The sequence below is a fragment of the Stenotrophomonas sp. PvP093 genome, assembly GCF_017876915.1.
Lineage (GTDB): Bacteria > Pseudomonadota > Gammaproteobacteria > Xanthomonadales > Xanthomonadaceae > Stenotrophomonas > Stenotrophomonas muris.
Genome location: NZ_JAGIOX010000004.1, coordinates 1917536 through 1940075, shown reverse-complemented (window position 1 = coordinate 1940075; position 22540 = coordinate 1917536). Strand labels below are relative to the sequence as shown.

The following is a 22540-nucleotide window of genomic DNA, read 5'->3' as shown; positions in this document are numbered from 1 at the left end:
CGCACGGCGTGGATCTACAACCAACGGCCGTCAACCACCACCCGGCGCTCCACCGGCACCCCGGCCACGGCCGCCGGGCCATGGTCCGCACGCACGGCCACGAACGTCGCCGGCCGGCCTTCGGCGATGCCGTGCTGCGGCAGCCCGATCACCTGCGCGGCATGGGTGGTGACCATGTCCAGCGCCAGCATCAGGTCGCCATCGGTGTAGAAGCCCGAGCGGTAGCCCAGCAGCATCGCGCGCTGCAGCAGGTCCCCATTGCCATACGGCCACCAGCAGTCGCGGATGTTGTCATTGCCGGCGAACATGCGCACGCCGGCGTCGTGCAATGCACGCAGCGGCGGGAACGGATGGTCGCCCGGCGCGTTGCTCATGATCGCAACGCCCGCCGTGGCCAGTGCTTCACCCACCTGCAGCGCGCGCGCCAGCGGCACGTCGCCCAGCGAGTAGGCATGGCTGACCGCAACGCGTCCCTGCAGGCCGGCGGCACGGGTGCGTGCGGCGATGCGCAGCAGCTGGGCCAGTCCGGTTTCTCCGGGCTCATGCAGGTGGATGTCCAGCTGCACGCCATAGCGCTCGGCCAGGCCGAACAGCAGGGCCAGCTGGCCTTCGGCATCGCCGTCGAGCGTGGTCGGATCTATGCCGCCCAGCACCTCCACCCCTGCGGCAAGGGCCTGCTCCAGTACGGCGGCGGTGCCGGGACAGGACATCACCCCGGCCTGCGGGAACGCCACCAGCTGGATCCGCATGATGTCGGCGCAGCGCAGCGCGGCCTCGCGCACTGCTTCGAGATGACGCAGGCCGGTGCTGCCGTCGACATCGACGTGACAGCGCATCGCCACCGTGCCGAAGCGGCTGCACTGGCGGATCAAGGCCTCGGCACGGTCCACCATTGGCGCCGCGCCCGCCACCGCGGCCTTCTCCACCGCCAGCCGCTCACGCAGGCTGTTCACCGGCTGATGCGGGTGCCAGCGGTCGCCGACAAAACTCTTGTCCAGATGGATGTGGCCGTCGACCAGCCCGGGCAGGACTGCGAAGCCCTGCAGGTCGACGCATTCCGCTCCGTCGGCCGGCGAGGCCTCGCCATTGAGGCCGCTGATGCGGCCGCCACGGATGTGGAAATGCAGTGGCGCGCCGTAGCGGTCTACACCGCCATGGACGAACTGAAGCGTCATCGGAAACTCCCGGAAAGCCAAGTCATGGCGCCATCCTGCGCGCTGGCACTGCCATCGGCCAACGAAATATCTGGATGCCACACATTCATCAGAACGATGAATGCCGCCGCGACGGCGGCTCGCAGCCACGCCGTGCACACGCCTGAACGGGTACCATAGGCACCTGTTTCCGCTGTGATGCCGCATGGGCCCGTCCGACCGCCACGATCGTCTCCGCCGCTGGCAGGCCGCGTCCCTGCTGGCTGCTGCCCCGATGGCCAGCCTGTCCGCCACTGATGCGGCCGCCACCGCGCCGCTGCAGGCGCCGCCTGGCCAACAGCGCATCGCCCCGGCGGCGCTGGTCGAGCGGCTGCACCAGCGTGTGCTTTCCGGGCAGAGCGCCACCGCCACCCTGGAATACTGGTGCGCCGAACACGGCCTGGCCGAACAGGCGCGGGTGCGCGCGGTGCGTGTACACGGCCAGGACAAGACAGCACCGGCCGACGTGCTGCAGGCACTGGGTGCGAAACCCGGCACCGCCCTTCGCTACCGCCGTGTGCAGCTGGTCTGTGGCAGCCGCGTACTCTCCGAGGCCGACAACTGGTACCTGCCGGACCACCTCAGTCCCGCCATGAACCAGGTGCTGGACAGCACCGACGAACCCTTTGGCCGCGTGGTTGGCCCGCTCGGCTTCCAGCGCCAGACACTGGCTGACCAGACCTTCTGGCCACCGCGTGGCGAAGGCGACCGCAGCGTGATCCTGGAAGTGCGCGCCCTGTTGCGCGATCGCCAGCAGCAGCCCTTCAGCTACGTCATCGAGTCGTACCTGCAGCAGGCACTGCCCTAGGCCACCGGCGCCCGCCATCACAGCGGACATCGACACAGCAGAAGGCCCGGCATTGCCGGGCCTTCTGTTTGCCAGCCGGATCAGCGGAACCGGTAGTCCAGCTGCAGCCAGTACTGGCGGCCATACGGGTCGTAGTTGCCAACCGGATAGAACGGCCAGCCGCCACCGTTCCTGTCCGCCGGCGGGCGGCTGTCACGCAGGTTGTTGACGATCACGCCCACCGACAGGTTCTCGCCGAACTGGCGGAACACGCTGGCGTTGTAGGTCATGTACGGCGCGATGCGGCCACTGCCATCGGTCTTCGGCAGTGAACCGAAACGGTTGCCGTACAGCGTGGTGGTCCAGTCACCCTGGTTCCAGGTGATGCTGCCATTGGCCTTGCTGCGCCACTGGTAGTCATCCAGCGAATTGCGGATGTCACGCTCCGGATCATCGGAGAACTGCCGGTACGTGTGCTCCAGCACCACGGTATAGGCCAGGCGCGTAGTGAAGCGGCCATAGCGGCCGGCATCGAAACGCCAGTTACCCTTCAGGTCCAGGCCACGCACCGATTCGGAGGCCGCGTTGATCGGATTGATCAGCACGCGGGTCACCTGGTCCGGCTGCACGGTTGCAGTGGACGGGTTGCGGATCACCCGCGACAGCGCGTCCTGGCACAGCGGTGAACCGATATCGCGCGCTTCGCCACCCAGCGTGCGGCCCAGGCGGCAATCGGCTTCGTCGCGCAGGATGCGGCTGGCATCGAGGCTGGTGACCTCGTTGTCGATGCGGATGTCGTAGTAGTCGGCACTGAAATCCAGGCCGGACAGCGGCGACCAGACCACGCCGAAACCATAGGATTTCGCGGTTTCCGGCTGCAGCTGCGCGTTGGCGCGGTTGCTGTAGTCGATCGACAGGCCGTTGTAGTCGCAGTTGTCGTACGACTGGCCTGCGGTGCGGCAGCGCCAGTAGTCGGTCATGCCCGGGTTGTAGCCGCGGGTCTCGGTCGCGAACACATAGTTCATGTCCGGCGCACGGAAGCTGGTCGCAGCAGAGCCGCGGATCAACAGGCTCTCGATCGGGCGGAACTCGACGCCGAAGCTCCAGGTCGCCTTGCCGATGTGCTCGCCACCGGCGCGATACTGGTCATAGCGACCGGCCAGCGTCGTGGTCAGCGATTTCAGCAACGGCAACTGCAGCTCCACGCCGGCCGCATAGCGGTCACGATCACCGCCGGCACCGATACCGGCGCTGGTGTTCCAGAACTCGCCCGTGCCCAGTCGCGGGTCCGGGCGGTTGCGGTAGCCCTGGCTGCCGGCCTCGACCACCGCCGCCAATGCAGCGTCGCCACCGGGCAGCGCGAACAAACGGCCGTTGACGCTGGCGCTGAAGGTCTGCAGCCACGCCGCATTGCGGCTTTCCTGGTAGCCGGACAGGCCCTCGTATTCGCCCGGGGTCAATGGTTTGAACAGGCGTGCCGGGTCGGGCGCATAGACCTCAACGCCATTGCGTACGCCCAGCTTCGGACCGAGCAGGTATTCGTTGATGCCGGCCAGCAGCACCGGTCGGCGGGTACGGTTCTCGTAACGCGAGCGGCTGTAGACCGCTTCGTAATCCCAACCGCTGTCGCCGATCTGGCCACGTGCGCCGACATTGAACGACCACGAGTTTTCCAGGAAGCGGTTGGCATTGCGCGGCAGGCCGCCGATTTCCTCCGGCGCGAAGCGGCGGTACCAGCTTTCCAGGTTGCCGGTGCCCTGGTTGTAGAAGTAGTTGCGGGCCGAGGTCCAGGTCGGTGCACGCGTGTTGTTGTAGATCCGCGCGCTGCCCACGGCGACATCGGCGAACAGGTCGGTGGTCTCGTTGACGTGGAAGGTCAGCAGACCGTAGCCGTTGAGATTGCGCTTCTGGGTCTGCACGGTCCAGTAGCTGGCGGCGGCCTCGTTGCTGCCGCAGTACCAGCCCTGGCGCGGGTTGTTGGCACGGAACACGCTGCCGCCATAGATGTCCGACGCGGCGTCGCAGCCGTTGACGCCCGGATCGATGTTGCGGCCGGTGGCAGCATTGCGCCGATAGGCGATCGCGGTCGCCTGCGGCGCCTTGCCGGCCGGGTCATCGTCCAGCGAATCCATGAAGTCGCGCTGGCGCGCGTGGATCGCCTTGCGCACGTCGAACTCGAAACCGAACAGGCCGTCCCAGCGCTCGCCGGAACTGCCGCCCACCACCTGCACGCGCTGGTTGTCACCGCCGCCCTGCTGGGTGCCGCCGGCGCGCACGTTCACGTCCACGCCTTCAAAGCGGTCCTTGAGGATGATGTTGACCACACCGGCAATGGCGTCGGAGCCGTACACCGCCGACGCACCGGCAGCCAGCACTTCGATGCGTTCGATCAGGGCGCTGGGAATGTTGGCCAGGTTGACAACGTTCACCGAGCCTTCGTAGGCCAGCGGGTAGTCGGCCTGGCGACGGCCGTTGACCAGCACCAGCGTGCGGTTCGGACCCAGCCCGCGCAGATTGATGGTGTTGGCGGCCGGCGTGAACGTATTGCCGAAATCCTCGCCCTGCACGTTGCCGGTGTTCTCGGTCAGCGCGCTGAGGGCGTCGAAGGCATTGCGGTAGCCCTGTGCGTCGATCTGCTCGCGGCTGATCACCGTCACCGGCGAGGGTCCCTCGACACTGGCACGTGGAATGCGCGAGCCGGTGACCTTCACTTCCTGCAATGTGGTGGGCGCGCTTTCCTGCGCGAAGGCCGGCAGCGAGGCCAGCATCAGGGACGACAGCGCGAGCACCAGCGGACGCGGGCGCATCGCCTTGTGGGAGGCGGACATGGGCTTCCTGGGGGAGTGGGCGGGTGGTACGGGAGCCGCAGCCGGTACGACACATAACGATCCCGTAACGAAAGTGTCCTGAATGGGTGGTTTCAACGGAAATGACCAGCCCTGATGGGCTTATGCCTGAACCGAATCAGACGCGTTTACGGCACCACCCCACTTTTGCAATGAATTGCATGGCCTGGCGCGTCAGTGATGCGCATCGTGCCGGGATGACCAACAGCGCCCCTTCCACCCACTTCGCCCCACTACGACCCGTCCTGCGCCGCCACTTGCTCCACCTCCAGGCCACGCCCATCACCCTGCGTTCGTTCCAGCGCACCGACCTGCCACGCTGGCGTGCCTTCGACGACCGTCGCCAGCGCGGCCAACGGCCGTCCTACGGCATTGATGAAGAGGCGCGGTTCCTCGCCAGCGTCTATCGTTCACGCCTGCAGGAAGACAACGACCTGCTGGTGCTGGGTGTGTTCGACGACGTGCAGGGCGTACTGCACGACCAGCTTCATATCCGCCTGCAGTCGCTGCACTCGCGCTGCGCCGAGCTGCAATCGCTGCAGCACCGGCACCCCCATCCGCAGGCGGCACTGCGGGCACTGTGCCCGTTCCTGTTCGACGATGTCGGCCTGCACCGCCTCTTCGTGCTGCTGCCGCCAGGCTGCACCAGCCCGTTTGCCCAGGCGCTGCAGGCCCATGGGTTCATCCGCGAAGGGATCCTGCGCGACTACCATCTGGACGCGCAGGGATGGCATGACCGTCAGCTGCTGGCGCTGACCGCGTCGGCCTGGCGCAGCTGCCAGCAGCCGATCGGCTAGCGCACCCGCTCCAGTGCCGCACCGGCACCGGTCAAGACCGTGCAGGCATGGTCCTGTAGTTCCTCGCCGCTGGCATCGTTGCCGCTGGCGGCATCCACGCGGGTAGCCAGCAGGATGAAGCCGGGGCCGCCCTGCACCTCGCCGCGCCCGGCCACCACCAGGCTCCACTGGCCCACATCGCCCACGCCGCTCAGGCCATAGGCCAGCAGATTGAGCGGATTGGCGGTCAGTTCTGCACCGGGCAGCAGATAGGCCTGGTACTGATGCCCGCGCAGCGGCACCGGAAACGGTGACCAGCGCGGACCGAGCGCACCGGCATGTGCATCCAGTGCCTGCAGCACATCCGCGCGCAGGCAGTCGACATGGATATGCAGCTGGTGCTGCGAGCGACCGTGCGGCGAATTCAGTGCCAGGCTGGCCACGCTGCGCGGCAGCGGCCGGCCCAGGGCCTGTTCGGTATGCCCGCGCGCCTGCCAGGCGGCCGCAAAATAGTTGGGTACCCCACGCTGGTACAGGCCGTGGCTCTCGATGCCACTGACCTTGTCCAGCGGCATCAGCAGGAACTGGTAGTCACCGTGCGCATCCTTGACCAGCACGTCGCGGCGGTCGGCCGCCGTCTCCACCCGCAGGCAACTGCCACGCGGTCCTTCCACCGCCTTGCAGTCACGCTCGATCAAGCGCCACAGCGCATCGGAATGGGCCGGCGGTGGAGGTGGCGCGCTGGCGCAGGCGGACAACAGCAGCAGGGACGACAGCAGCAAAGGGCGCAGGGACACGGCAGCAACTCACGGAACAGGCACGGCAGACGGCGCCGCGCTGCATTCTAGCCAGTGCAGTGCTGCAGTCAGTAGGTGCCGAACGGCACTTCAACCACGAACGGGGCCTCGCCGTCGCCGCCCTGCAGGGTGTAGCGGTCCAGCGCGCCATCATCATCGGCGTGCGGCTGGCGCTGGAAATGCAGGGAATAACGGTTGTCGCCCAGCAGGACGGCACTGCCATCGTCCTCCAGGGCGGCGCCCTCGGGGATCAGCAGCCCACCCAGGTCGCTGTAGGCCCCGGGCACATCGGCGAAGCCGTAGTCTGCCAGTTCGTCCACACGCTGCATCGCATAGACATGCGGCAGATAAGGACGCGCCGGGCTGCGGCCATTGCTCAGGTCGGTCACCCAGGCCTGCGGCAGGTGGTACTGCTCGCGCAGCGCGGCCACGCCCAGCGACGGGCTGGCCACCTGCAGGCAACACACCGCCCGCTTGCCTTCACGGTCGAGGACGGCGAAACGGTCGCCGCGGGTCGCCGCCTGCGGCAGCATGGCGAAGGCCAGATTGCGCTGGGCCGGCGCGTAGCCGGCCTCGGTCTGAAGGTTGCGCCACGCGCCGAACACCGGCGTTTCCGCGGCTGCGGCCAGCACTGGCTCGGCGGCAGTGGCGGCACACGCCACGGCCAGCACCGATACTGCAAGTACCGTCATCGCCCTGCGCTTGTCGCGGAAACTGTCTGCCGTCATACCGTATCCAGCACCTGCACCGGAATGGCCCGGCCTGCCCGCTGGCGCGATGCCAGTCATCCCTCCCACTATGCAGTGGCTACGCCGTGCCGGCAATGACCGGGGCGCTGACGCCTTTCGCGCGCCGGGTGCTATCGTTCCGCCCATCTTCCCTGCGCAGGAGCGCTGCATGTCCGCCTTCCGTCTGTCCCTGTTGCTACCCGCGTCGGCCCTGCTGCTGTCGGCCTGCGTCAGCACCCCCGGTCCGCAGGTCAAGGGTACCGGCCACTGCGACGCCAGCCAGCTGGGCTGGGCAATCGGCCAGCCTGCCAATGAGCCCAACATCCGCCGCCTGTCCAGCGAAAGCGGTGCCGGCCTGGTCAACCCGATCGGCCCCAACACCATCACCACCAAGGACATCCGCCACGACCGCCTGCGTGTGTACGTGGACAAGGACAACATCATCACCGCCACCCGCTGCGAGTAGGCGCTGTAGAGCCGAGCCCATGCCCGGCTGCGCTTCCGTGACAGCCGAGCGCAGGCTCGGCTCTACAGCTCAGGGCTCGGTATACCCCGCGCAGTCCGGCAGCGCCTGGTCGGGGTGGAACACCCCATCACTGAAGCGGAACAACCGCGTGTAGCTGCACGCCGGGTCCTGCTCGGTGCGCAGGTCCTTCTTCTTCAACGGCCCCTTGGCCAGCGAATCCTCGAAGCGTGAGACACCGGCCGGGAACCGCGTCGCCACCGTCTGGTAGCGCAACACCGGCATGCCCCCGGCGGCGGTATCCAGCGCCAGCCTTGCCGAGAACCGATACTCGTCGTGGCAGGCGCCTGCGCGCTGCTTCATGTCCTGCTCGCTGAAACAGGCGCGGATCATCGCGTTGCCCAGCCATGGCAGGGTCAGCACGTCGTCGTCCACCTGGATGTCATCCTGCAGGTGACGCACGCGCGCCAGCTGCAGCGTGGACGCGTCGGCACCACCGCCTGAGTACATCGTGCTGAATTTGACGATACCGCCCACCAGCACGTTCTGGCGGGCGCGCTGCCGCGGGTCGCTCACTGCCTCATCGCTGCCAACGCCAGGCGCAAGCCGCACGATCCACGGCCACAGCGAAAGCTCGCTTTCCTGCGGCACGTCGATGCTGACGTGGTAGACGTGTGGCTCGCTTTCGCCAGCCTCCCGTTCAGAGACTTCCAGCGTCGTCGGCCGATCGCCGTCCTCGGTCACCGGATGCACACGCACGCACCAGGCACGATCGAGGGTGCAGTACTGCATGCGTGCTTCGCCCTGCCCTCCCTGTTCCAGCACCTGCCCCAGCGGCTCCATCACGTTGCCGGCGGCGTCGCGCTGCTGCGGCAGGATCGCGGACTGCGCCAGCACCAGCAGCGGTGTTGCCAGCAATGCAGCGCACAGGGTCGCGCGGGCAACGATGGTGGGCATGGGCGGCTCCTGCGTACGGGATTCCGATGGTAACCGCTGTCCGGGTGGGGCTGAGCCATGCTCGACGGCTGTCTGTCGGGAAGAGCAGCCGAGCATGGGCTCGGCTCTACATCATCCGCAGTCGCAGCCACCCCACCCTCTTTCCTTCGAGGTCTGGCCGATGCCCGGATTGAACGTATTGCTCGGGTCCAGCTGCCGATAGAACCCGGCCAGGGCCGGCTTGGCCGGGTACAGGTGGCCGACATTGTGCTCGGCCGGATACTCGGCGCCGCGCTGGTCCAGCAGCGCCCACATCGCGTGCTCGATCGCCATCGGGTCTTCGCCCTTGCGTGCGATGTAGTCCTGGTGGAACACATGGCACAGGAAGTGCCCGTAATACAGCTTGTGCAGCAGGCGGCCATCGATATCGGCCGGCAACTGCTCGAACCAGTCGGCATCATCGCGGCGCAGGGCGATGTCCAGCGCCACGATATCCTGCACCTGGTCCCGATGCACTTCGCGGTAGCGCACCGCCGCGCCGGCCACCGCGAAGCGATGCAGGAACGCCTTGCGCCCCTCATCGGCCGTGCAGTGGAAGTAACCACCCTCATGATCGGCGAAGAAGCCGCGCAGCCAGGCCTCGGTTGCCGCCGCGTCCTGTGCGGAGACCTTCAGCAACAGGTGATGCTCGTAGCGCTGGCGGAATTCACCCATGCGCCTGGGCAGGTGCGAGGGCAGCAGGCCGGTCAGCACCTGCATCACCCGGTCGGTCACCCCGCGCAGGCCCAGCCGCTCGAACCATCCATCGACCCGGCTCTTCAATGCGAACGCGGCGGGCACACGGGAAGTGCCGAGGCGGTCGATCAACAGGAAGCTGTCCTTGCCGTAGCGCTCGCCGATGTCATAGGCATCGCGGTGGATGTACTCGCCGGCAATCGGCAGGCGCTCGAAGCCGGTCAGCAGCTGGCGCCGGATCGCAGTGAGGCTGTCGGTGCGGTTGCTGCCGATGTAGAAGACCTCGGCGGGCTCCTTTTCGAAGGTATCCAGGCGCACCGCGAACACCGCCAGCTTGCCGGCCGAACCGGCCGCTTCGAAGTGGCGGCTGGGGTCGGCGTTGAAGCGTGCCGGCGTATCGGCATCGACCCGGCGCACTTCCTCGGCGTAGCGTGGATCAGACGCGGCGCGGCCATCGCCGTCACCCACGTCCTCAGCGGCATAGTCACCGGCCTGCAGGCGCTGCAGGATCTGCTCGGGCGTATCACCCAGCGCGATGCCGAGGTGGTTGACCAGCTGCAACTGGCCCTGCGCATCGACCTGCGCATACAGCGCCAGCTCGGTATAGGCCGGGCCACGGCGCACCAGCGCGCCGCCGGAGTTGTTGCAGATGCCGCCCAGCACCGAGGCGCCGATGCAGGAGGAGCCGATCACCGAATGCGGTTCGCGGCCCAGCGGTGCCAGGGTCTGCTCCAGGCGGTCGAGCGTGGCGCCGGGCAGGCACAGCACCTGGCGGCCCTCGTTCAACAGCTGGATGCCGGTCAGGCGCAGCGTGCTGACCAGCACGATCGGGCGCCCATAGTCGTCCCCATCCGGGGTCGAGCCACCGGTCAGGCCGGTATTGGCCGCCTGCAGGATGATCGCCGCTCCGCCCTGCACCGCTGCCTGCAGCACATACCACAGTTCCAGCAAGGTACCTGGGCGCACCACCGCCAGCACCGGGCCATCGCCGAAGCGGTAGCCACGACGGAAGCGGCGCGTGGCCTTGTCGCCGGTCAACACATGGCGGCTGCCGACCGCGTCGCGCAACTGCGCCAGCACGGCGTCATGGCCACTCATGGCAGGTTGACCAGCGAATCGCGCCCGATGTCGGCGATGCGGCGCGCGCCGGTCAGTGTCATCGCCACGCGCATCTCCTTGGCGATCAGGTCCAGCAGGTTGGCCACGCCGGCCTCGCCCTGCGCGGCCAGCGCATAGACGAAGGCGCGCCCCAGCAGCACGGTATCGGCCCCCAGCGCCAGCATGCGCACCACGTCCAGGCCGGTACGGATGCCCGAATCGGCGAGGATCTTCAGGTCGCCCTGCACCGCATCGGCGATGGCCGGCAATGCACGTGCGGTAGACAGCACGCCATCCAGCTGGCGACCACCGTGGTTGGAAACCACGATGCCATCGGCACCGAACCTGACCGCATCGCGCGCATCATCCGGGTCGAGGATGCCCTTGATCACCATCGGGCCCTTCCAGAACTCGCGGATCCACTCCAGGTCCTTCCACGAAATGGACGGATCGAAGTTGCTGCCCAGCCAGCCGATGTAATCCTCCAGCCCGGTCGGGTTGCCGCGGTAGGTGGAGATGTTGCCCAGGTCATGCGGACGGCCGAACAGGCCGACGTCCCACGCCCAGTGCGGATGGGTGACGGCCTGGCCGATGCGGCGCAGCGAGGCATTCGGGCCGCTCATGCCGGAGTGTGCATCACGGTAGCGCGCGCCCGGCACCGGCATGTCCACGGTGAACACCAGCGTGGTCACGCCGGCGGCCTGTGCCCGCTCCAGCGCATTGCGCATGAAGCCACGGTCGCGCAGCACGTACAGCTGGAACCACATCGGCCGCTGGATGGCCGGTGCCACTTCCTCGATCGGGCACACCGATACGGTGGACAGGGTGAACGGGATGCCCCGGCTGTCGGCCGCGCGCGCCGCCTGCACTTCACCGCGGCGGGCATACATGCCGGTCAGGCCGACCGGCGCCAGCGCCACCGGCATTGCCAGCGTTTCGCCGAACAGCTCGGTTTCCAGGCTCAGGTCGGACATGTTGCGCAGGATGCGCTGGCGCAGCGCGATGTCGGACAGGTCGGAAACGTTGCGCTTCAGCGTGTGCTCGGCATACGCGCCGCCATCGATGTAGTGGAACAGGAACGGCGGCAGCCGGCGTTGCGCTGCGGCACGGTAATCGGTGGAGGCGGAGATGATCATGGGGTCAACCGTGTGGGGAAGGCAGGCGCGAGGCCCGCGCACGCCGGGCTTCGTTGTCATCGAGCGTGCGCAGCGTGGTGTGCACGAACTCGAGGTGGGCATGCGCGGCGGCGCGCGCGCGTTCGGGGTCGCCGGCCAGCACCGCATCCATCATTTCGCGGTGCTGGTCGGACAGGGGCGAGAAGGTCCTCGCCGAGGTGTAGAGCTTCTCGCGGCTCTGCGAGATGTTGGTCTGCAGCAGTTCGAACAGGCCGCGCATCACCTGCAGCAGCACCAGGTTGTGGGAGGCCTCGGCGATGGACAGGTGGAAGGCCGCGTCAGCCTCTGCTTCACCGGTGGGGTCGTCCTTGCCGTGCGCGTCCATCATGGTCTGAAAGGCCTGCGCGATGCGCATACGGTCCTCATCGGTGGCTCGCAGCGCCGCATGCCAGGCAGTGGCACCTTCCAGCGCGTGGCGGATCTCCAGCACGTCAAAACGGTATTCCGGGTCGCCCTGGAACAGCGGCAGGTACGGCGCCAGCGGTTCATCCAGCGCCTGCCGCGCGCGCGCCGCCGGTTCGGCCACGTAGGTGCCGCCACCGATGCGTGCGGTCAGCAGGCCCTGGCTGGCCAGCTGCGCGATCGCCTCGCGCAGCGCGGTGCGCGAGACCCCCAGCTGCACCGCCAGGGTGCGCTCGGCGGGCAACCGGTCGCCCGGCCGCAGCCGCTGTTCCTGCACCAGGCCGCGCAGCTGCGCGGCCACCCTGTCCGAAATACGTTGCGTGCTCATGGCGCCATTGTGGCCCGAAGCGCACAGCGGGTGGTCGGCCAGCCATGCATGGCTCAGGGAATCATCCAGGTCAGCCAGTAGGCCTGGGCCAGGGTGATCAGGCCGACCATCGTGGTGAAAATCAGGCTGTGCTTGACGGTGAAGCGGAACAGGTCCGACTCCTTGCCGGCCAGGCCGACCGCCGCGCAGGCAATGGCGATCGACTGCGGCGAGATCATCTTGCCGGTAACGCCGCCGGTGGTATTGGCCGCCACCAGCAGCACGTCGGATACGCCGATCTGCTGCGCGGTGGTGGCCTGCAGCGCCGAGAACAGCGCATTGGACGAGGTATCCGAACCGGTCAGGAACACGCCCAGCCAGCCCAGGAACGGCGAGAAGAACGGGAACGCATCGCCGGTGTGTGCCAGTGCCAGCGCCAGTGTTGCCGACAGGCCCGAGTAGTTGGCGATGAAGGCGAAGGCGAGCACCATGCCGATCGAGTAGATCGGCATGCGCAGCTCACGCACGGTTTCGCCGAAGGTCTGCAGCGCCGAGCGGGCCGGCATGCGCAGTGCGATGATCGCGATCACCGCCGCAAGGAAGATCGCGGTGCCGGTGGCCGAGAACCAGTCGAATTTGTAGATCGCCTCATAGCTGAGCGGCGCGTCGACGATCGGCGGCATCTTCTGCACCCTCTGGTCCAGGCCCGGCACCGGGAGCTTGAGCACCCAGCCTTCCAACGGGCCGCCTGCCGCGAACAGCGACTTGAACGGCTTGATGCTCCACAGCGTGACCATCGCGGTGAGGATCAGGAACGGCGACCACGCCTTGGCGATCTGGCCGACGCTGTAGCGTGGTGCCTCCAGTGCCTGCGCGGCCGCCTCGGCGCTGGTTTCGGTATCGAAGCGGAAGATCCGTGCCGGCTTCCAGCGGCGCAGGAACAGGGTCAGGCACACCAGCGACGCCAGCGAGGCGGTGATGTCCGGCAGCTCCGGGCCGATGAAGTTCGAGGTGAGGTACTGCGCGATGGCGAACGAGCCACCGGCCACCAGCACCGCCGGCCAGGTTTCCCTGATGCCACGCCAGCCATCCATGATGGCCATGATCCAGAACAGCACGATCACAGTCAGGAACGGCAGCTGGCGGCCGGCCATCTGGCCGATCTCGAATGCATCCAGGCCGGTGACCTGCCCGGCCACGATGATCGGAATGCCCATCGCACCGAACGCCACCGGCGCAGTGTTGACGATCAGGCACAGGCCGGCGGCATACAGTGGCTTGAAGCCCAGCCCGACCAGCAGCGCCGCCGTGATCGCCACCGGCGCACCGAAGCCGGCCGCGCCTTCCAGGAAGGCACCAAACGCGAAACCGACCATCAGCATCTGCAGGCGCTGGTCTTCGGTCACCGACAGGATCGAGGCGCGGATGATGTCGAACTGACCGGTCTTGACCGAGACCTTGTAGAGGAACACCGCGCCGATGATGATCCAGGCGATCGGCCACAGGCCGTAGACGAAGCCGAAACCGGCCGCGCCCAGCGCCTGGCTCAACGGCATGCGGTAGAACAACAGGGCCACGCCAAGCGCGATGGCCACGGTGATCGTGCCGGCCAGCCAGCCCTTCATGCGCAGCACGGCCAGGGCAATGAAGAAGAACGCGATCGGCAGCAGCGCGATCAGGCTGGACAACCACAGGTTGCCGGCGGGGTCGTACAGGTGTTGCCAGGGCTGCATGAAGGCTCTCGACTGGGGCGGGATGTGCTCCACCGCAGGCGGTGGGTCGCCATGGCTGTCGATTATTGGTCGTACCAATAATGATTTCGATCAGACCACCTGCGGCGGATTTAACCGCCGCTCCGACGAAGTGCCTATTAGACCATAGAGCTAGACTTCATATTGGTCTGACCATTACGGCTCTCATGGTAGTGGCGGCCGCTGGCCGGCAACTAGCCCTTCCCTACGGAATCCTTTTCTCCAACCGCCGCATCACCGCCAGCACCAGCACGCACAGCACGCTCACCCCGATGGCGATCACGTACTTGCTGATCCCCACCGCAATCCCGATGGCCGCTGCCATGATCAGCGAGCTGGCCGTGGTCAGGCCGCTGACCTGGTCCTCGCGTGACCCACGCAGGATGGTGCCAGCGGCAACGAAGCCGACACAGGCCACCACCGCTTCGATCAGGCGCACCGGATCGACCTGCAGCAGGTCGCGGTAGCGCTCCTGCTGGAAATGCTCGGCCACCGAGTCGCCGAGGCCGACGATCAGCGCAGCGGCCCCCGCGATCAGCATGTGCGTACGCAGGCCAGCGGCGTGCTTGCCCATCTCGCGCTCGACGCCCAGCACGCCGCCAAACAGCATCGCTGCGGCTACGCGCAGCAGGATCGAGACATCCTGGGTGAGTTCCATGGCCAAGCTCCGGGGTTTTCCCGGAGCGTCGCGTGGCCCCCGTGGCACAGAGGTGAAGGCCACGCCACAGTCCGTTCACCCGGTAGCGCCGGGCGACACCCGGCGGCACCGCACCCTGCGTTCAACGCATCACTGCGCCAGGTAGCCACCATCGATGGCGTAGTACGCGCCGGTCGCAAACGAGGCGTCGTCGCTGGCCAACCAGGCCACCAATGCCGCCACTTCCTCGGCCGTGCCCAGCCGCTTCAGCGCGTGCCGTCCTTCCAGCGTGGCACGCACCTTAGGGTCCATCTTCTCCAGCAGCGGTGTGCTGATGAAACCCGGACCCACCGCGTTGACACGGATGCCGTCGGCCGCATGTTCCCACGCGGCGGTCTGGGTCAGCCCGACCACGCCGTGCTTGGCCGCCGCATAAGCGGTGGAACCGGCATAGCCCACCTGGCCCAGGATCGAGGCCATGTTGATGATGCTGCCGCCGGTTCCAGCGGCCCGCATTGCCTGGATCTGCGCACGCTGGCACAGGAACACACTGGTGAGGTTGACGTCGATGACCCGCTGCCAGCCCTCGATCGGATAGTCGCCGCTGCTGGCCGCCGGCCCGCCGATACCGGCGTTGTTGACCGCCACATGCAGGCCGTCAAGTTCCTTGACCGTGCGCCGCACCGCCGCCTCCACCGCTGCATCGTCGGTGACGTCCAGCGCGATGCCGATGGCCTGTGCGCCGGTGCTGCGCAACTGCGCCACGGTGGCATCCACCGCATCCTGCTTGAGGTCCCAGACCGAAATACGGGCACCGGATGCGGCCAGCGTCTGTGCCACGGCCAAGCCGATGCCCGACACGCCGCCGGTCACGATCGCGGTCTTGCCGGTCAGCTGGTAATCAATCATCTGCATTCTCCATCGGTGGGGGGAGCGATGCGGCGCGCGGCCGCCAATCCATCACCTTACGCCGGCCGCTGTGACGAGCAGACCAACAGCCTGTCCGCGGATGATCGTTCCAGCAATGAAACCTCAACCGAAGTTCATGTAGGGAATCAAGTACGGATATAGCGGCAAAACGCTGGCGTATGTCCGGCACCCCGTTCAACTTGGCCGTAATGACCAATCGGTTTGACCGTATTCAAATCCCCTGCGAATGATTCGCAGCGACAATGGGAAACGTTTCCAGTTTCTTCGACACATTTTTTCCAACCTGGCGTTTTCCGGCCTTCCAGGCTGCCCGCTACGCGGGGCAGCACATGGGCCATGGTGCCAGCGCCTCCCCTCCTGTACGTGCCGAGCGATGTCCCGATACTTCACCTTTGCCGATTACCGCCGCTTCGGCCAACGCCACGGCTTCGATTACCGCGCTGATCCGGAACACCTGCGCGACGACCAGTGGGCCGGCCGCGGCGAAGTCAACGAACAGTTCATGCGCGGTGGCATGAGCCTGATCGCCTCCGACGTGCATAACCGGTTCCCCTATGTGGCGACCGCGCAACAGCGGCCCGGGCTCGCCATCCGCGTGATGCTGCAGGGCCAGGTCGACGTGCGTATCCCGCGACGCGGAAGTTTCACCCTGCGTGCCGGCACCGCGATGACCGCCCACCATCGCAACCAGATCGAGATGACCGGCGCGCACCCCGGCGAAACGCGCCTGCGCGGGGTCAGCGTGATCGTGCCGGGTGGCATCGACGCGGATGTTTTGCAGATGCCACAGCTGGAAAAAGCGCTTGGCACGCACCTGGAATGCCGCCACTGGGCCATTCCCCACGCCATGCTGCCGGTGCTGGGCCAGTTGTTCGACAGCCCGTGGCAGGACGGCATCGACGCGCTGTGGCGCGAAGGCGTGGCATTGCAGCTGCTGGCCCTCGGCCTGCAGGCCGAGGATCTGCAGACCGACCCGGTGCGCACGCTGCGTGCCGGCCAGCGCGAGCGCTTGGAACGGGTACGCAGTTACCTGCATGACGACCCCAGCCATGCACACAGCCTGGTCGAGCTGGCCCGGCTGGCCTGCATGAGCCCCAGCTCATTGCGCCGCCATTTTGCCCAGCAGTATGGAAGTTCGGTGTTCGACTACCTGCATGAACAGCGCATGCGCCATGCCGAACAGGGCCTGCGCGAAAACGGATGGACGGTTGAGCAGGCCGCCGCCGCCAGCGGCTACCGCCACCCCAGCAACTTCGCCGCCGCGTTCCGCAAGCGCTTCGGCCTGGTCCCCAGCCGCTGGCGTACGGGCCCCTCGAAGGTGGGGTGAGGATCCCCGCTCCGGTAGGTGTCGACCTTGGTCGACACGCTCCTGCACCGTCGCGGATGCCGGCCAGCGGCCGGCACTACCAAAGCCGCCTGATTCGACATGCCATGACTCAGCCCCGGTAGGTGTCGACCTTGGTCCACACGCTCCTGCATCGTCGCGGTAGCCGGCCAGCGGCCGGCACTACCAAAGCCGCCTGATTCGACATGCCATGACTCAGCCCCGGTAGGTGTCGACCTTGGTCCACACGCTCCTGCACCGTCGCGGATGCCGCCCAGCGGCCGGCACTACCAAAGCCGCCTGATTCGACATGTCATGGCCAGCCCCGGTAGGTGTCGACCTTGGTCGACACGCTCTCGCGCCGTCGCGGATGCCGGCCAGCGGCCGGCACTACCAAAGCCGCCTGATTCGACATGCCATGGCTCAGCCCTGGCAGGTGTCGACCTTGGTCCACACGCTCCTGCATCGTCGCGGTAGCCGGTCAGCGGCCGGCACTACCAAAGCCGCCTGATTCGACATGCCATGACTCAGCCCCGGTAGGTGTCGACCTTGGTCGACATGCTCTCGCGCCGTCGCGGATGCCGGCCTGCGGCCGGCACTACCAAAGCCGCCTGATTCGACATGCCATGGCTCAGCCCTGGCAGGTGTCGACCTGGGTCGACACGGTCCTGCACCGTCGCCGATGCCGGCCAGCGGCCGGCACTACCGCCGCCGGGCATCGCGCACCCGGCGTACCTCATCAACCTCAATACACCGGCAGATCGATGTAACTGGCCTGCGCTGCGCTGTGCCAGACCCGCTGCGTGGCCTTCTGGTAATCGCCCGGCTTGGCCAGGTAGATGTTCGGCACGTAGGTCTGCGGATTGCGGTCATACAGGGGGAACAGGCTGGACTGCACCTGCACCATCACCCGATGGCCCTTCTGGAAGGTGTGGTTGGCGTTGGGCAGGTCGAAGCGGTACGGCAGCACCTGGTTGGCGGCCAGCGGCTTCGGATCGCTGAAGCTTTCGCGGTAACGGCCACGGAAGATCGCCAGCGACACCGGCAGCTCGTAGCCACCCATCTCAGGCGTCGACGCTTCCTGGTCCGGATACACGTCGATCAGCTTCACCACCCAGTCGCTGTCGGTGCCACTGGTCGAAGCCTGCAGGTGCACCACCGGCGCGCCGCCAATGCGCAGCGGCGCGGTCAGCGGTTCGGTGATGAAGGTCAGCACGTCCGGGCGGCCATCAACGAATCGCTGGTCCTTGACCAGCCAGGTGGTCCACATGTCGCGGTCGCCGAAGCGGACCGGGCGCGGCACGAACGGTACCGGCTTGGCCGGGTCGGACACGTATTCCTCGAAGTCCCCCTCGCCCGCCGCCGGTGCCTGGAACGCCAGCTTGCCGCCAGCGCGCAGGTACAGCGGCTTGCTGCTGGCGGCACAGCCCTTGTCGCAGCTGCGCGGCCAACCCTTCAGGCGCTCCCAGTGGTTCTCGCCGGTGTTGTAGATCAGCACCGGCGGCGTATCGGCCTTCGGCGCGCCATCCACCAGGTACTGGTCGAAGAACGGCTTGAGCACATCGCGACGGAACTGCAGCGCGGTATCGCCATCGAACTTCAGCGCACCCAGCTCGCTGCCGCCGTAGTTCACCTGGCTGTGCCGCCACGGGCCCATCACCAGGTAGTTGCGGTTGTTGCCGCTGTCGCGCCCTTCCATCGCCTGGTAGGCGTGGTTGGCACCCCACATGTCTTCCTGGTCCCACAGGCCCTGCAGCCACATGGTCGGCACCTTCAACGGTGTCTTGGCCATCACCGCGTCCAGCGCCTGGCCCTGCCAGAAGCCATCATAGGCCGGGTGCTCGACCAGCTTCTTCCACCAGGTCAGCTGGTCCACGCCGGTGAAACGCGCGTAGTCACCGGCCGAACCGAGGCGCAGGAAGGTGCTGTAGTCGTCATAGCCGAGGCTGGGCAGCGGCGTGCCCTTGCCGCGCTTCTCGGTCTGCATTGCGAAATAGTTGAAGTTGACCTGGCGGAACGCACCGTAGTTGAGCCAGTCGTCACCCATCCAGCCATCGACCATCGGGCTCTGCGGCGCGGCCACCTTCAGTGCCGGGTGCGGGTCGGTCAGCGCCATCACCACGGTGAAACCCTCGTACGACGAGCCGAGCATGCCGACCTTGCCGTTACTCTCCGGCACGTTCTTCACCAGCCAGTCGATGGTGTCCCAGGCATCGGTGGAGTGATCCACCCTGGTGTTGTTCAACGGCCCGCGCAGCGGCCGGGTCATCACGTAATCGCCTTCGGAGCCGTACTTGCCACGGATGTCCTGGAACACGCGGATGTAGCCGCCGTCGACGAACACCTCGTCGCCCTGTGGCAGCAGGTCGCGCATGCGCGGCGAGTCACTGCGGTTGGCGCGGCCGGCGGCATCGTAGGGGGTGCGGGTCAGCAGGATCGGGGCATTGCGGGCACCCTTGGGCACCACGATCACCGTATACAGCTTGGTGCCATCACGCATCGGCACCATCACCACGCGCTTGTCGTAGTCACGACCGACATCGGGGGCAACGAAGGACTTGCCGCTGATGTCCGGGGTCATCGGCGGGGTATCGGCGGCCAGCACGGCGCTGGACAGGCAAAGGGCAATGGCTACAGCGACGGCACGCACACGCATGGACAACCCCTCCCGGCAGGAAAGCTCCAAGCCTACTCCTGCCCCGAGCCATGAAGTGTGTGCGGGCTTTGCATTCTGCGGTGGATGCAGGCAGGACTGATGGCACATGTGCCTGCGTTGCCGCTGCGCTCGCCGGCGACCGGTAGTGCCGGCCGCTGGCCGGCAACTTCATGATCCTGCGGCGCGTTACGCGGTTGCCGGCCAGCGGCCGGCACTACCGGTCAGGCTACCGGCACTTCATGCAAGGCCAGCCAGCGCCAGCGCCCGGTTTCCTGCCGCAGCACCGCCAGTGACTCCCGCCATGCAGGCGTGCCGCCATCGAGCGAATGCCCTTCGCGATAGCGCAGCACCGCCAGCGGTGAAGGCGCTTCCACCGCGTGCACGGCGTCGATGGAAATCCGCAGCCCGGGGCGCGCGCCGTGACCGCCCGCGAACAACGCCTGCACGGCTTGCCGATCCAATCGGCGACCCGCGATGCCGACCATGCTGAAGTCCGCGCTGAAGTGCGCCATCAGATCCTCCAGCGCATCGGCGCCGACATCGGCACGGAACCAGGCCTGCAGCTTGTCGTGCAGGTGGTGGATTTCATGTTCTGCGGTGGTATCCATCAGATGTTCTCCGGTTGCGAAAGGGTGAGCAACTGCGGCCGGCGCAGCAGCGCCATCGGCAGCAGGGTCAGTACCGCGGCCAGACCCAGCGCCATGCCGGTGGCGTGGGCCGGCAGCCATTGCATGGCCAATGCCAGCAGCAGCGCGATGGCCGCGGTGCCCAGGCAGAAGCTGAGCTGGCGGTTGAGGTTCCAGAGTGCGCTGGCATCGCCCAATGCTTCGCCCTCGACCCCATGGAAGGCCAGCGTCTGCGCGGTGCTGCTGCACAGGCTGCCGCCGGCGCCCATCAGCGCGAACAGCAGCCCGGCCAACGCGAAGGCCGGCTGCGGCAGCAGCGCCATCAACAGCAGGCCGCTGGCCTGCAGGAGCATGCCCGTACGCAGTACCGTGGCCGGGCCGAAGCGCGCCAGCAGGCGCTTGCTGGCCGTGATCGCAATGGCCGAGGCCAGCGCCCAGGGCAGCATCAACGCGCCGATGCGTGCCGCGCTGTAACCGGCCTGGTGCAGCTGCAGGGTACTGACCAGCTGGCTGCCGATGAACACACCGGGCACTGCCAGATAGACCAGCATCGCCAGGCGCAGGCCCCGATGGGACAGCAGCGACCAGCGCAGCAGGGGCTGCGCCTGCTGCCGTGCATGCCGCAGGTGGGCCGCCGCCAACAGCATTGCGATCAACAGCAGTACGGCACCGGCGGCCCGATGGCCGGGTTCACCCAGCCAGGTCAACGCCAGCAGCAGCGCGCCCAGCGCCAGCATCGCGGTGGACAGCGCATAGGCCTGCAGGCGCGGCGCAGTGCGCGCGCCATCGGCCGGCATCCAGGCCAGCACCAGGCTGATCGCCACCACCGCCAACGGCAGGCTGGCCCAGAGCACGCCGCGCCAGGACAACCACTGCACCAGCAACCCGCCCAGCGCCGGCGCCAGTGCGGGCACCAGCAGCGCCACCAGCAGGATGCGGCGGGTCAGCGCGCCACGCTGGTCCGGCGTGCACTGTCGGTACGCTGCCGCCTGTGCCACCGGAATCAGCAGGCCACCGGCCAGCCCCTGCAGCAGGCGCCAGCCCAGCAGCCAGCCGATACCCGGTGCGGCGCCGGCCAGCACAGCGGCAACCGCGAACAACAGCAACGCCACCAGCAGCAGGCGACGCTCACCACAGCGCGCGGCCAACCAGGGCGCCAGCGGAATCACCACGCTCAGGCCCAGCATGTAGGCGGTGCCCACCCAGGCCAGGGTACCGACATCAGCGTGCAGTTCCGCTGCCAGTGCCGGATAGGCCACCGTGGCGATGAACATGTTGACCAGATCCAGGGCGAACACCAGCAGGAAGATCGCCTCATGGCGCAGGCGGGGGGACGGCATCGGCGGCGCTCCAGCAAGGAAGCGTCCAGCATGCCGTCCGGGCTTTGTTGGAAAAACACGACAACACCTGCAACACTGTCAAATCTGTTTTGACAATGAATCGCCATGGTCAGCCTCGATCGCTTCGATATCTTCCGTGCCGTGGTCGAGGCCGGCAGCCTGACCGCAGCGGCCGATCGGCTCGGCCTGAGCCGTGCGGTGGTCAGCTTCAACCTGAAGCGGCTGGAGCAGGAGCTGGGCGTGACCCTGCTGCTGCGCAGTACCCGCCACCTGGCCCTGACCGACGCTGGCGAACAGTTCCTGCAGCACTGCGTACAGGCGCTGGATGCCGCGCAGGCGGCAATCGATGCCGCGCGGCGCGACCAGCACCAGCTGCAGGGTGTGCTGCGCCTGACCACCACCCCGGAGTACGCGCAGCTTCGCCTGATTCCCGCACTGGAAGCCTTCCGTGCGCGGCATCCGGCCCTGCAGCTGCATCTGTCCACGTCTCCCGCGCCGGCAGACCTGATTCCCGAGCGCTTCGACCTGGCGATCCGTCTCGGCCGTCTGCCCGATTCGGGCCTGCATGCCAGTGAACTGGAACGGCACCCGCTGTGCGCGGTGGCGGCTCCGTCCCTGCTGGCACGCCTGCCCTCTGCCGATGCGGCCAATGACCCCGTGCAACTGGGCACCCTGCCCCGCCTGGGTTACCCGCGCCTGGCGGACGTGCCGGTGGTCGCGCCCGACGGCAGCGACGCCTTGTTTGCCACCAATCCGGGCAATGCAGTGGTGCGCGTGGATGGTGCCAGCAGCCTGCGCGCCTTCGCCGTGGCCGGCGCCGGGGTCACCGTGCTGCCAAGCTGGCTGATCGAGGACGACCTGGCCCAGGACCGCCTGCGCCCGGTGCTGCGCCAGCACCGCTTCCCGCAGCAGAGCGTGTACGCGGTCTACCCGCACAGCACGCAGCCCTCGCCGAAGGTGCGGCAGCTGATCGATTTCCTGCGCGGGTGGTTCGCCATATGAAAAGGGGACGGAGGGGATTAAGTCGTTTATG

General features: G+C 67.3%; 19 protein-coding genes. 5 read left to right on the top strand and 14 right to left on the bottom strand.

All coding sequences use genetic code 11. From position 1 onward, the window contains the following. Positions 1-14 precede the first annotated feature (14 nt). The gene (locus J3A72_RS11490; protein WP_075076516.1) at positions 15-1175 is read right to left on the bottom strand and encodes an amidohydrolase family protein; all 1161 of its coding nucleotides are present in this window, start codon (positions 1173-1175) and stop codon (positions 15-17) included. A 184-nt stretch (positions 1176-1359) separates the two neighbouring features. On the opposite strand from J3A72_RS11490, the gene J3A72_RS11485 reads away from it, so the two are divergent. After that, positions 1360-2001, top strand: a complete 642-nt coding sequence (locus J3A72_RS11485; protein WP_075076515.1) for a hypothetical protein — start codon at positions 1360-1362, stop codon at positions 1999-2001. A gap of 80 nt (positions 2002-2081) precedes the next feature. Here the strand turns inward: J3A72_RS11485 and J3A72_RS11480 are convergent, their stop codons facing one another. Continuing rightward, positions 2082-4808: a TonB-dependent receptor gene (locus J3A72_RS11480; protein ID WP_075076514.1), complete on the bottom strand. Its 2727-nt coding sequence runs from the start codon at positions 4806-4808 to the stop codon at positions 2082-2084. Between the two features lie 179 nt (positions 4809-4987). Between J3A72_RS11480 and J3A72_RS11475 the strand changes: the two genes are divergently transcribed. Further along, positions 4988-5623 carry a GNAT family protein gene (locus J3A72_RS11475; protein WP_075076513.1) on the top strand — a complete coding sequence of 212 codons (636 nt, stop codon included), beginning with the start codon at positions 4988-4990 and terminating at the stop codon, positions 5621-5623. Here the strand turns inward: J3A72_RS11475 and J3A72_RS11470 are convergent. After that, complete coding sequence (locus J3A72_RS11470; RefSeq protein ID WP_046431172.1) at positions 5620-6399, bottom strand: CDP-diacylglycerol diphosphatase; 780 nt, start codon at positions 6397-6399, stop codon at positions 5620-5622. The two genes, J3A72_RS11475 and J3A72_RS11470, sit on opposite strands and share 4 nt — an antisense overlap. Positions 6400-6467: 68 nt before the next feature. Beyond that, positions 6468-7127 carry a decarboxylase gene (locus J3A72_RS11465; protein WP_075076512.1) on the bottom strand — a complete coding sequence of 220 codons (660 nt, stop codon included), beginning with the start codon at positions 7125-7127 and terminating at the stop codon, positions 6468-6470. Between the two features lie 169 nt (positions 7128-7296). On the opposite strand from J3A72_RS11465, the gene J3A72_RS11460 reads away from it, so the two are divergent. After that, positions 7297-7593 carry a hypothetical protein gene (locus J3A72_RS11460; protein WP_014037553.1) on the top strand — a complete coding sequence of 99 codons (297 nt, stop codon included), beginning with the start codon at positions 7297-7299 and terminating at the stop codon, positions 7591-7593. A gap of 69 nt (positions 7594-7662) precedes the next feature. Here the strand turns inward: J3A72_RS11460 and J3A72_RS11455 are convergent, their stop codons facing one another. The 7 genes from J3A72_RS11455 to J3A72_RS11425 all read right to left on the bottom strand — a co-directional run bounded on the left by J3A72_RS11455 (position 7663) and on the right by J3A72_RS11425 (position 15540). Then, positions 7663-8547: a hypothetical protein gene (locus J3A72_RS11455; RefSeq protein ID WP_075076511.1), complete on the bottom strand. Its 885-nt coding sequence runs from the start codon at positions 8545-8547 to the stop codon at positions 7663-7665. 111 nt (positions 8548-8658) lie between these two features. Next, the gene (gene dld, locus J3A72_RS11450; RefSeq protein WP_075076510.1) at positions 8659-10359 is read right to left on the bottom strand and encodes a D-lactate dehydrogenase; all 1701 of its coding nucleotides are present in this window, start codon (positions 10357-10359) and stop codon (positions 8659-8661) included. After that, positions 10356-11495, bottom strand: coding sequence for an FMN-dependent L-lactate dehydrogenase LldD (gene lldD / locus J3A72_RS11445; protein ID WP_075076509.1), 1140 nt, complete (start codon positions 11493-11495; stop codon positions 10356-10358). Before lldD ends, dld begins: the two co-directional genes overlap by 4 nt. Before the next feature lie 4 nt (positions 11496-11499). Further along, the gene (lldR, locus tag J3A72_RS11440; protein ID WP_053495068.1) at positions 11500-12264 is read right to left on the bottom strand and encodes a transcriptional regulator LldR; all 765 of its coding nucleotides are present in this window, start codon (positions 12262-12264) and stop codon (positions 11500-11502) included. A gap of 53 nt (positions 12265-12317) precedes the next feature. Next, positions 12318-13976, bottom strand: coding sequence for an L-lactate permease (lldP, locus tag J3A72_RS11435; protein WP_075076508.1), 1659 nt, complete (start codon positions 13974-13976; stop codon positions 12318-12320). Between the two features lie 223 nt (positions 13977-14199). After that, positions 14200-14652, bottom strand: coding sequence for an MgtC/SapB family protein (locus J3A72_RS11430; protein ID WP_014647495.1), 453 nt, complete (start codon positions 14650-14652; stop codon positions 14200-14202). Positions 14653-14781: 129 nt separating this feature from the next. Beyond that, positions 14782-15540, bottom strand: coding sequence for an SDR family NAD(P)-dependent oxidoreductase (locus tag J3A72_RS11425; protein WP_075076507.1), 759 nt, complete (start codon positions 15538-15540; stop codon positions 14782-14784). Positions 15541-15934: 394 nt separating this feature from the next. Between J3A72_RS11425 and J3A72_RS11420 the strand changes: the two genes are divergently transcribed. Beyond that, positions 15935-16888: an AraC family transcriptional regulator gene (locus J3A72_RS11420; protein WP_075076506.1), complete on the top strand. Its 954-nt coding sequence runs from the start codon at positions 15935-15937 to the stop codon at positions 16886-16888. A 742-nt stretch (positions 16889-17630) separates the two neighbouring features. Here J3A72_RS11420 and J3A72_RS11415 read toward each other — a convergent pair. The 3 genes from J3A72_RS11415 to J3A72_RS11405 all read right to left on the bottom strand — a co-directional run bounded on the left by J3A72_RS11415 (position 17631) and on the right by J3A72_RS11405 (position 21507). Next, the gene (locus J3A72_RS11415) at positions 17631-19541 is read right to left on the bottom strand and encodes a CocE/NonD family hydrolase (protein WP_075076139.1); all 1911 of its coding nucleotides are present in this window, start codon (positions 19539-19541) and stop codon (positions 17631-17633) included. 221 nt (positions 19542-19762) lie between these two features. Next, positions 19763-20149, bottom strand: a complete 387-nt coding sequence (locus tag J3A72_RS11410) for a DUF4440 domain-containing protein (RefSeq protein ID WP_014647499.1) — start codon at positions 20147-20149, stop codon at positions 19763-19765. Further along, positions 20149-21507 carry an MFS transporter gene (locus J3A72_RS11405; protein WP_075076138.1) on the bottom strand — a complete coding sequence of 453 codons (1359 nt, stop codon included), beginning with the start codon at positions 21505-21507 and terminating at the stop codon, positions 20149-20151. The genes J3A72_RS11410 and J3A72_RS11405 overlap by 1 nt, the downstream gene beginning before the upstream one ends. Before the next feature lie 105 nt (positions 21508-21612). Here J3A72_RS11405 and J3A72_RS11400 point away from each other — a divergent pair, with 105 nt between their 5' ends. Then, positions 21613-22509 carry a LysR family transcriptional regulator gene (locus J3A72_RS11400; protein ID WP_075076137.1) on the top strand — a complete coding sequence of 299 codons (897 nt, stop codon included), beginning with the start codon at positions 21613-21615 and terminating at the stop codon, positions 22507-22509. The last annotated feature ends 31 nt before the right edge of the window (positions 22510-22540 follow it).

Coding starts and splice junctions, on each gene's coding strand:
- J3A72_RS11490 (WP_075076516.1), bottom strand. CDS start 1,175: ATGACGCTTCAGTTCGTCCATGGCGGTGTAGACCGCTACGGCGCGCCA.
- J3A72_RS11485 (WP_075076515.1), top strand. CDS start 1,360: ATGGGCCCGTCCGACCGCCACGATCGTCTCCGCCGCTGGCAGGCCGCG.
- J3A72_RS11480 (WP_075076514.1), bottom strand. CDS start 4,808: ATGTCCGCCTCCCACAAGGCGATGCGCCCGCGTCCGCTGGTGCTCGCG.
- J3A72_RS11475 (WP_075076513.1), top strand. CDS start 4,988: ATGGCCTGGCGCGTCAGTGATGCGCATCGTGCCGGGATGACCAACAGC.
- J3A72_RS11465 (WP_075076512.1), bottom strand. CDS start 7,127: ATGACGGCAGACAGTTTCCGCGACAAGCGCAGGGCGATGACGGTACTT.
- J3A72_RS11460 (WP_014037553.1), top strand. CDS start 7,297: ATGTCCGCCTTCCGTCTGTCCCTGTTGCTACCCGCGTCGGCCCTGCTG.
- J3A72_RS11455 (WP_075076511.1), bottom strand. CDS start 8,547: ATGCCCACCATCGTTGCCCGCGCGACCCTGTGCGCTGCATTGCTGGCA.
- dld (WP_075076510.1), bottom strand. CDS start 10,359: ATGAGTGGCCATGACGCCGTGCTGGCGCAGTTGCGCGACGCGGTCGGC.
- lldD (WP_075076509.1), bottom strand. CDS start 11,495: ATGATCATCTCCGCCTCCACCGATTACCGTGCCGCAGCGCAACGCCGG.
- lldR (WP_053495068.1), bottom strand. CDS start 12,264: ATGAGCACGCAACGTATTTCGGACAGGGTGGCCGCGCAGCTGCGCGGC.
- lldP (WP_075076508.1), bottom strand. CDS start 13,976: ATGCAGCCCTGGCAACACCTGTACGACCCCGCCGGCAACCTGTGGTTG.
- J3A72_RS11430 (WP_014647495.1), bottom strand. CDS start 14,652: ATGGAACTCACCCAGGATGTCTCGATCCTGCTGCGCGTAGCCGCAGCG.
- J3A72_RS11425 (WP_075076507.1), bottom strand. CDS start 15,540: ATGATTGATTACCAGCTGACCGGCAAGACCGCGATCGTGACCGGCGGC.
- J3A72_RS11420 (WP_075076506.1), top strand. CDS start 15,935: ATGTCCCGATACTTCACCTTTGCCGATTACCGCCGCTTCGGCCAACGC.
- J3A72_RS11415 (WP_075076139.1), bottom strand. CDS start 19,541: ATGCGTGTGCGTGCCGTCGCTGTAGCCATTGCCCTTTGCCTGTCCAGC.
- J3A72_RS11410 (WP_014647499.1), bottom strand. CDS start 20,149: ATGGATACCACCGCAGAACATGAAATCCACCACCTGCACGACAAGCTG.
- J3A72_RS11405 (WP_075076138.1), bottom strand. CDS start 21,507: ATGCCGTCCCCCCGCCTGCGCCATGAGGCGATCTTCCTGCTGGTGTTC.
- J3A72_RS11400 (WP_075076137.1), top strand. CDS start 21,613: ATGGTCAGCCTCGATCGCTTCGATATCTTCCGTGCCGTGGTCGAGGCC.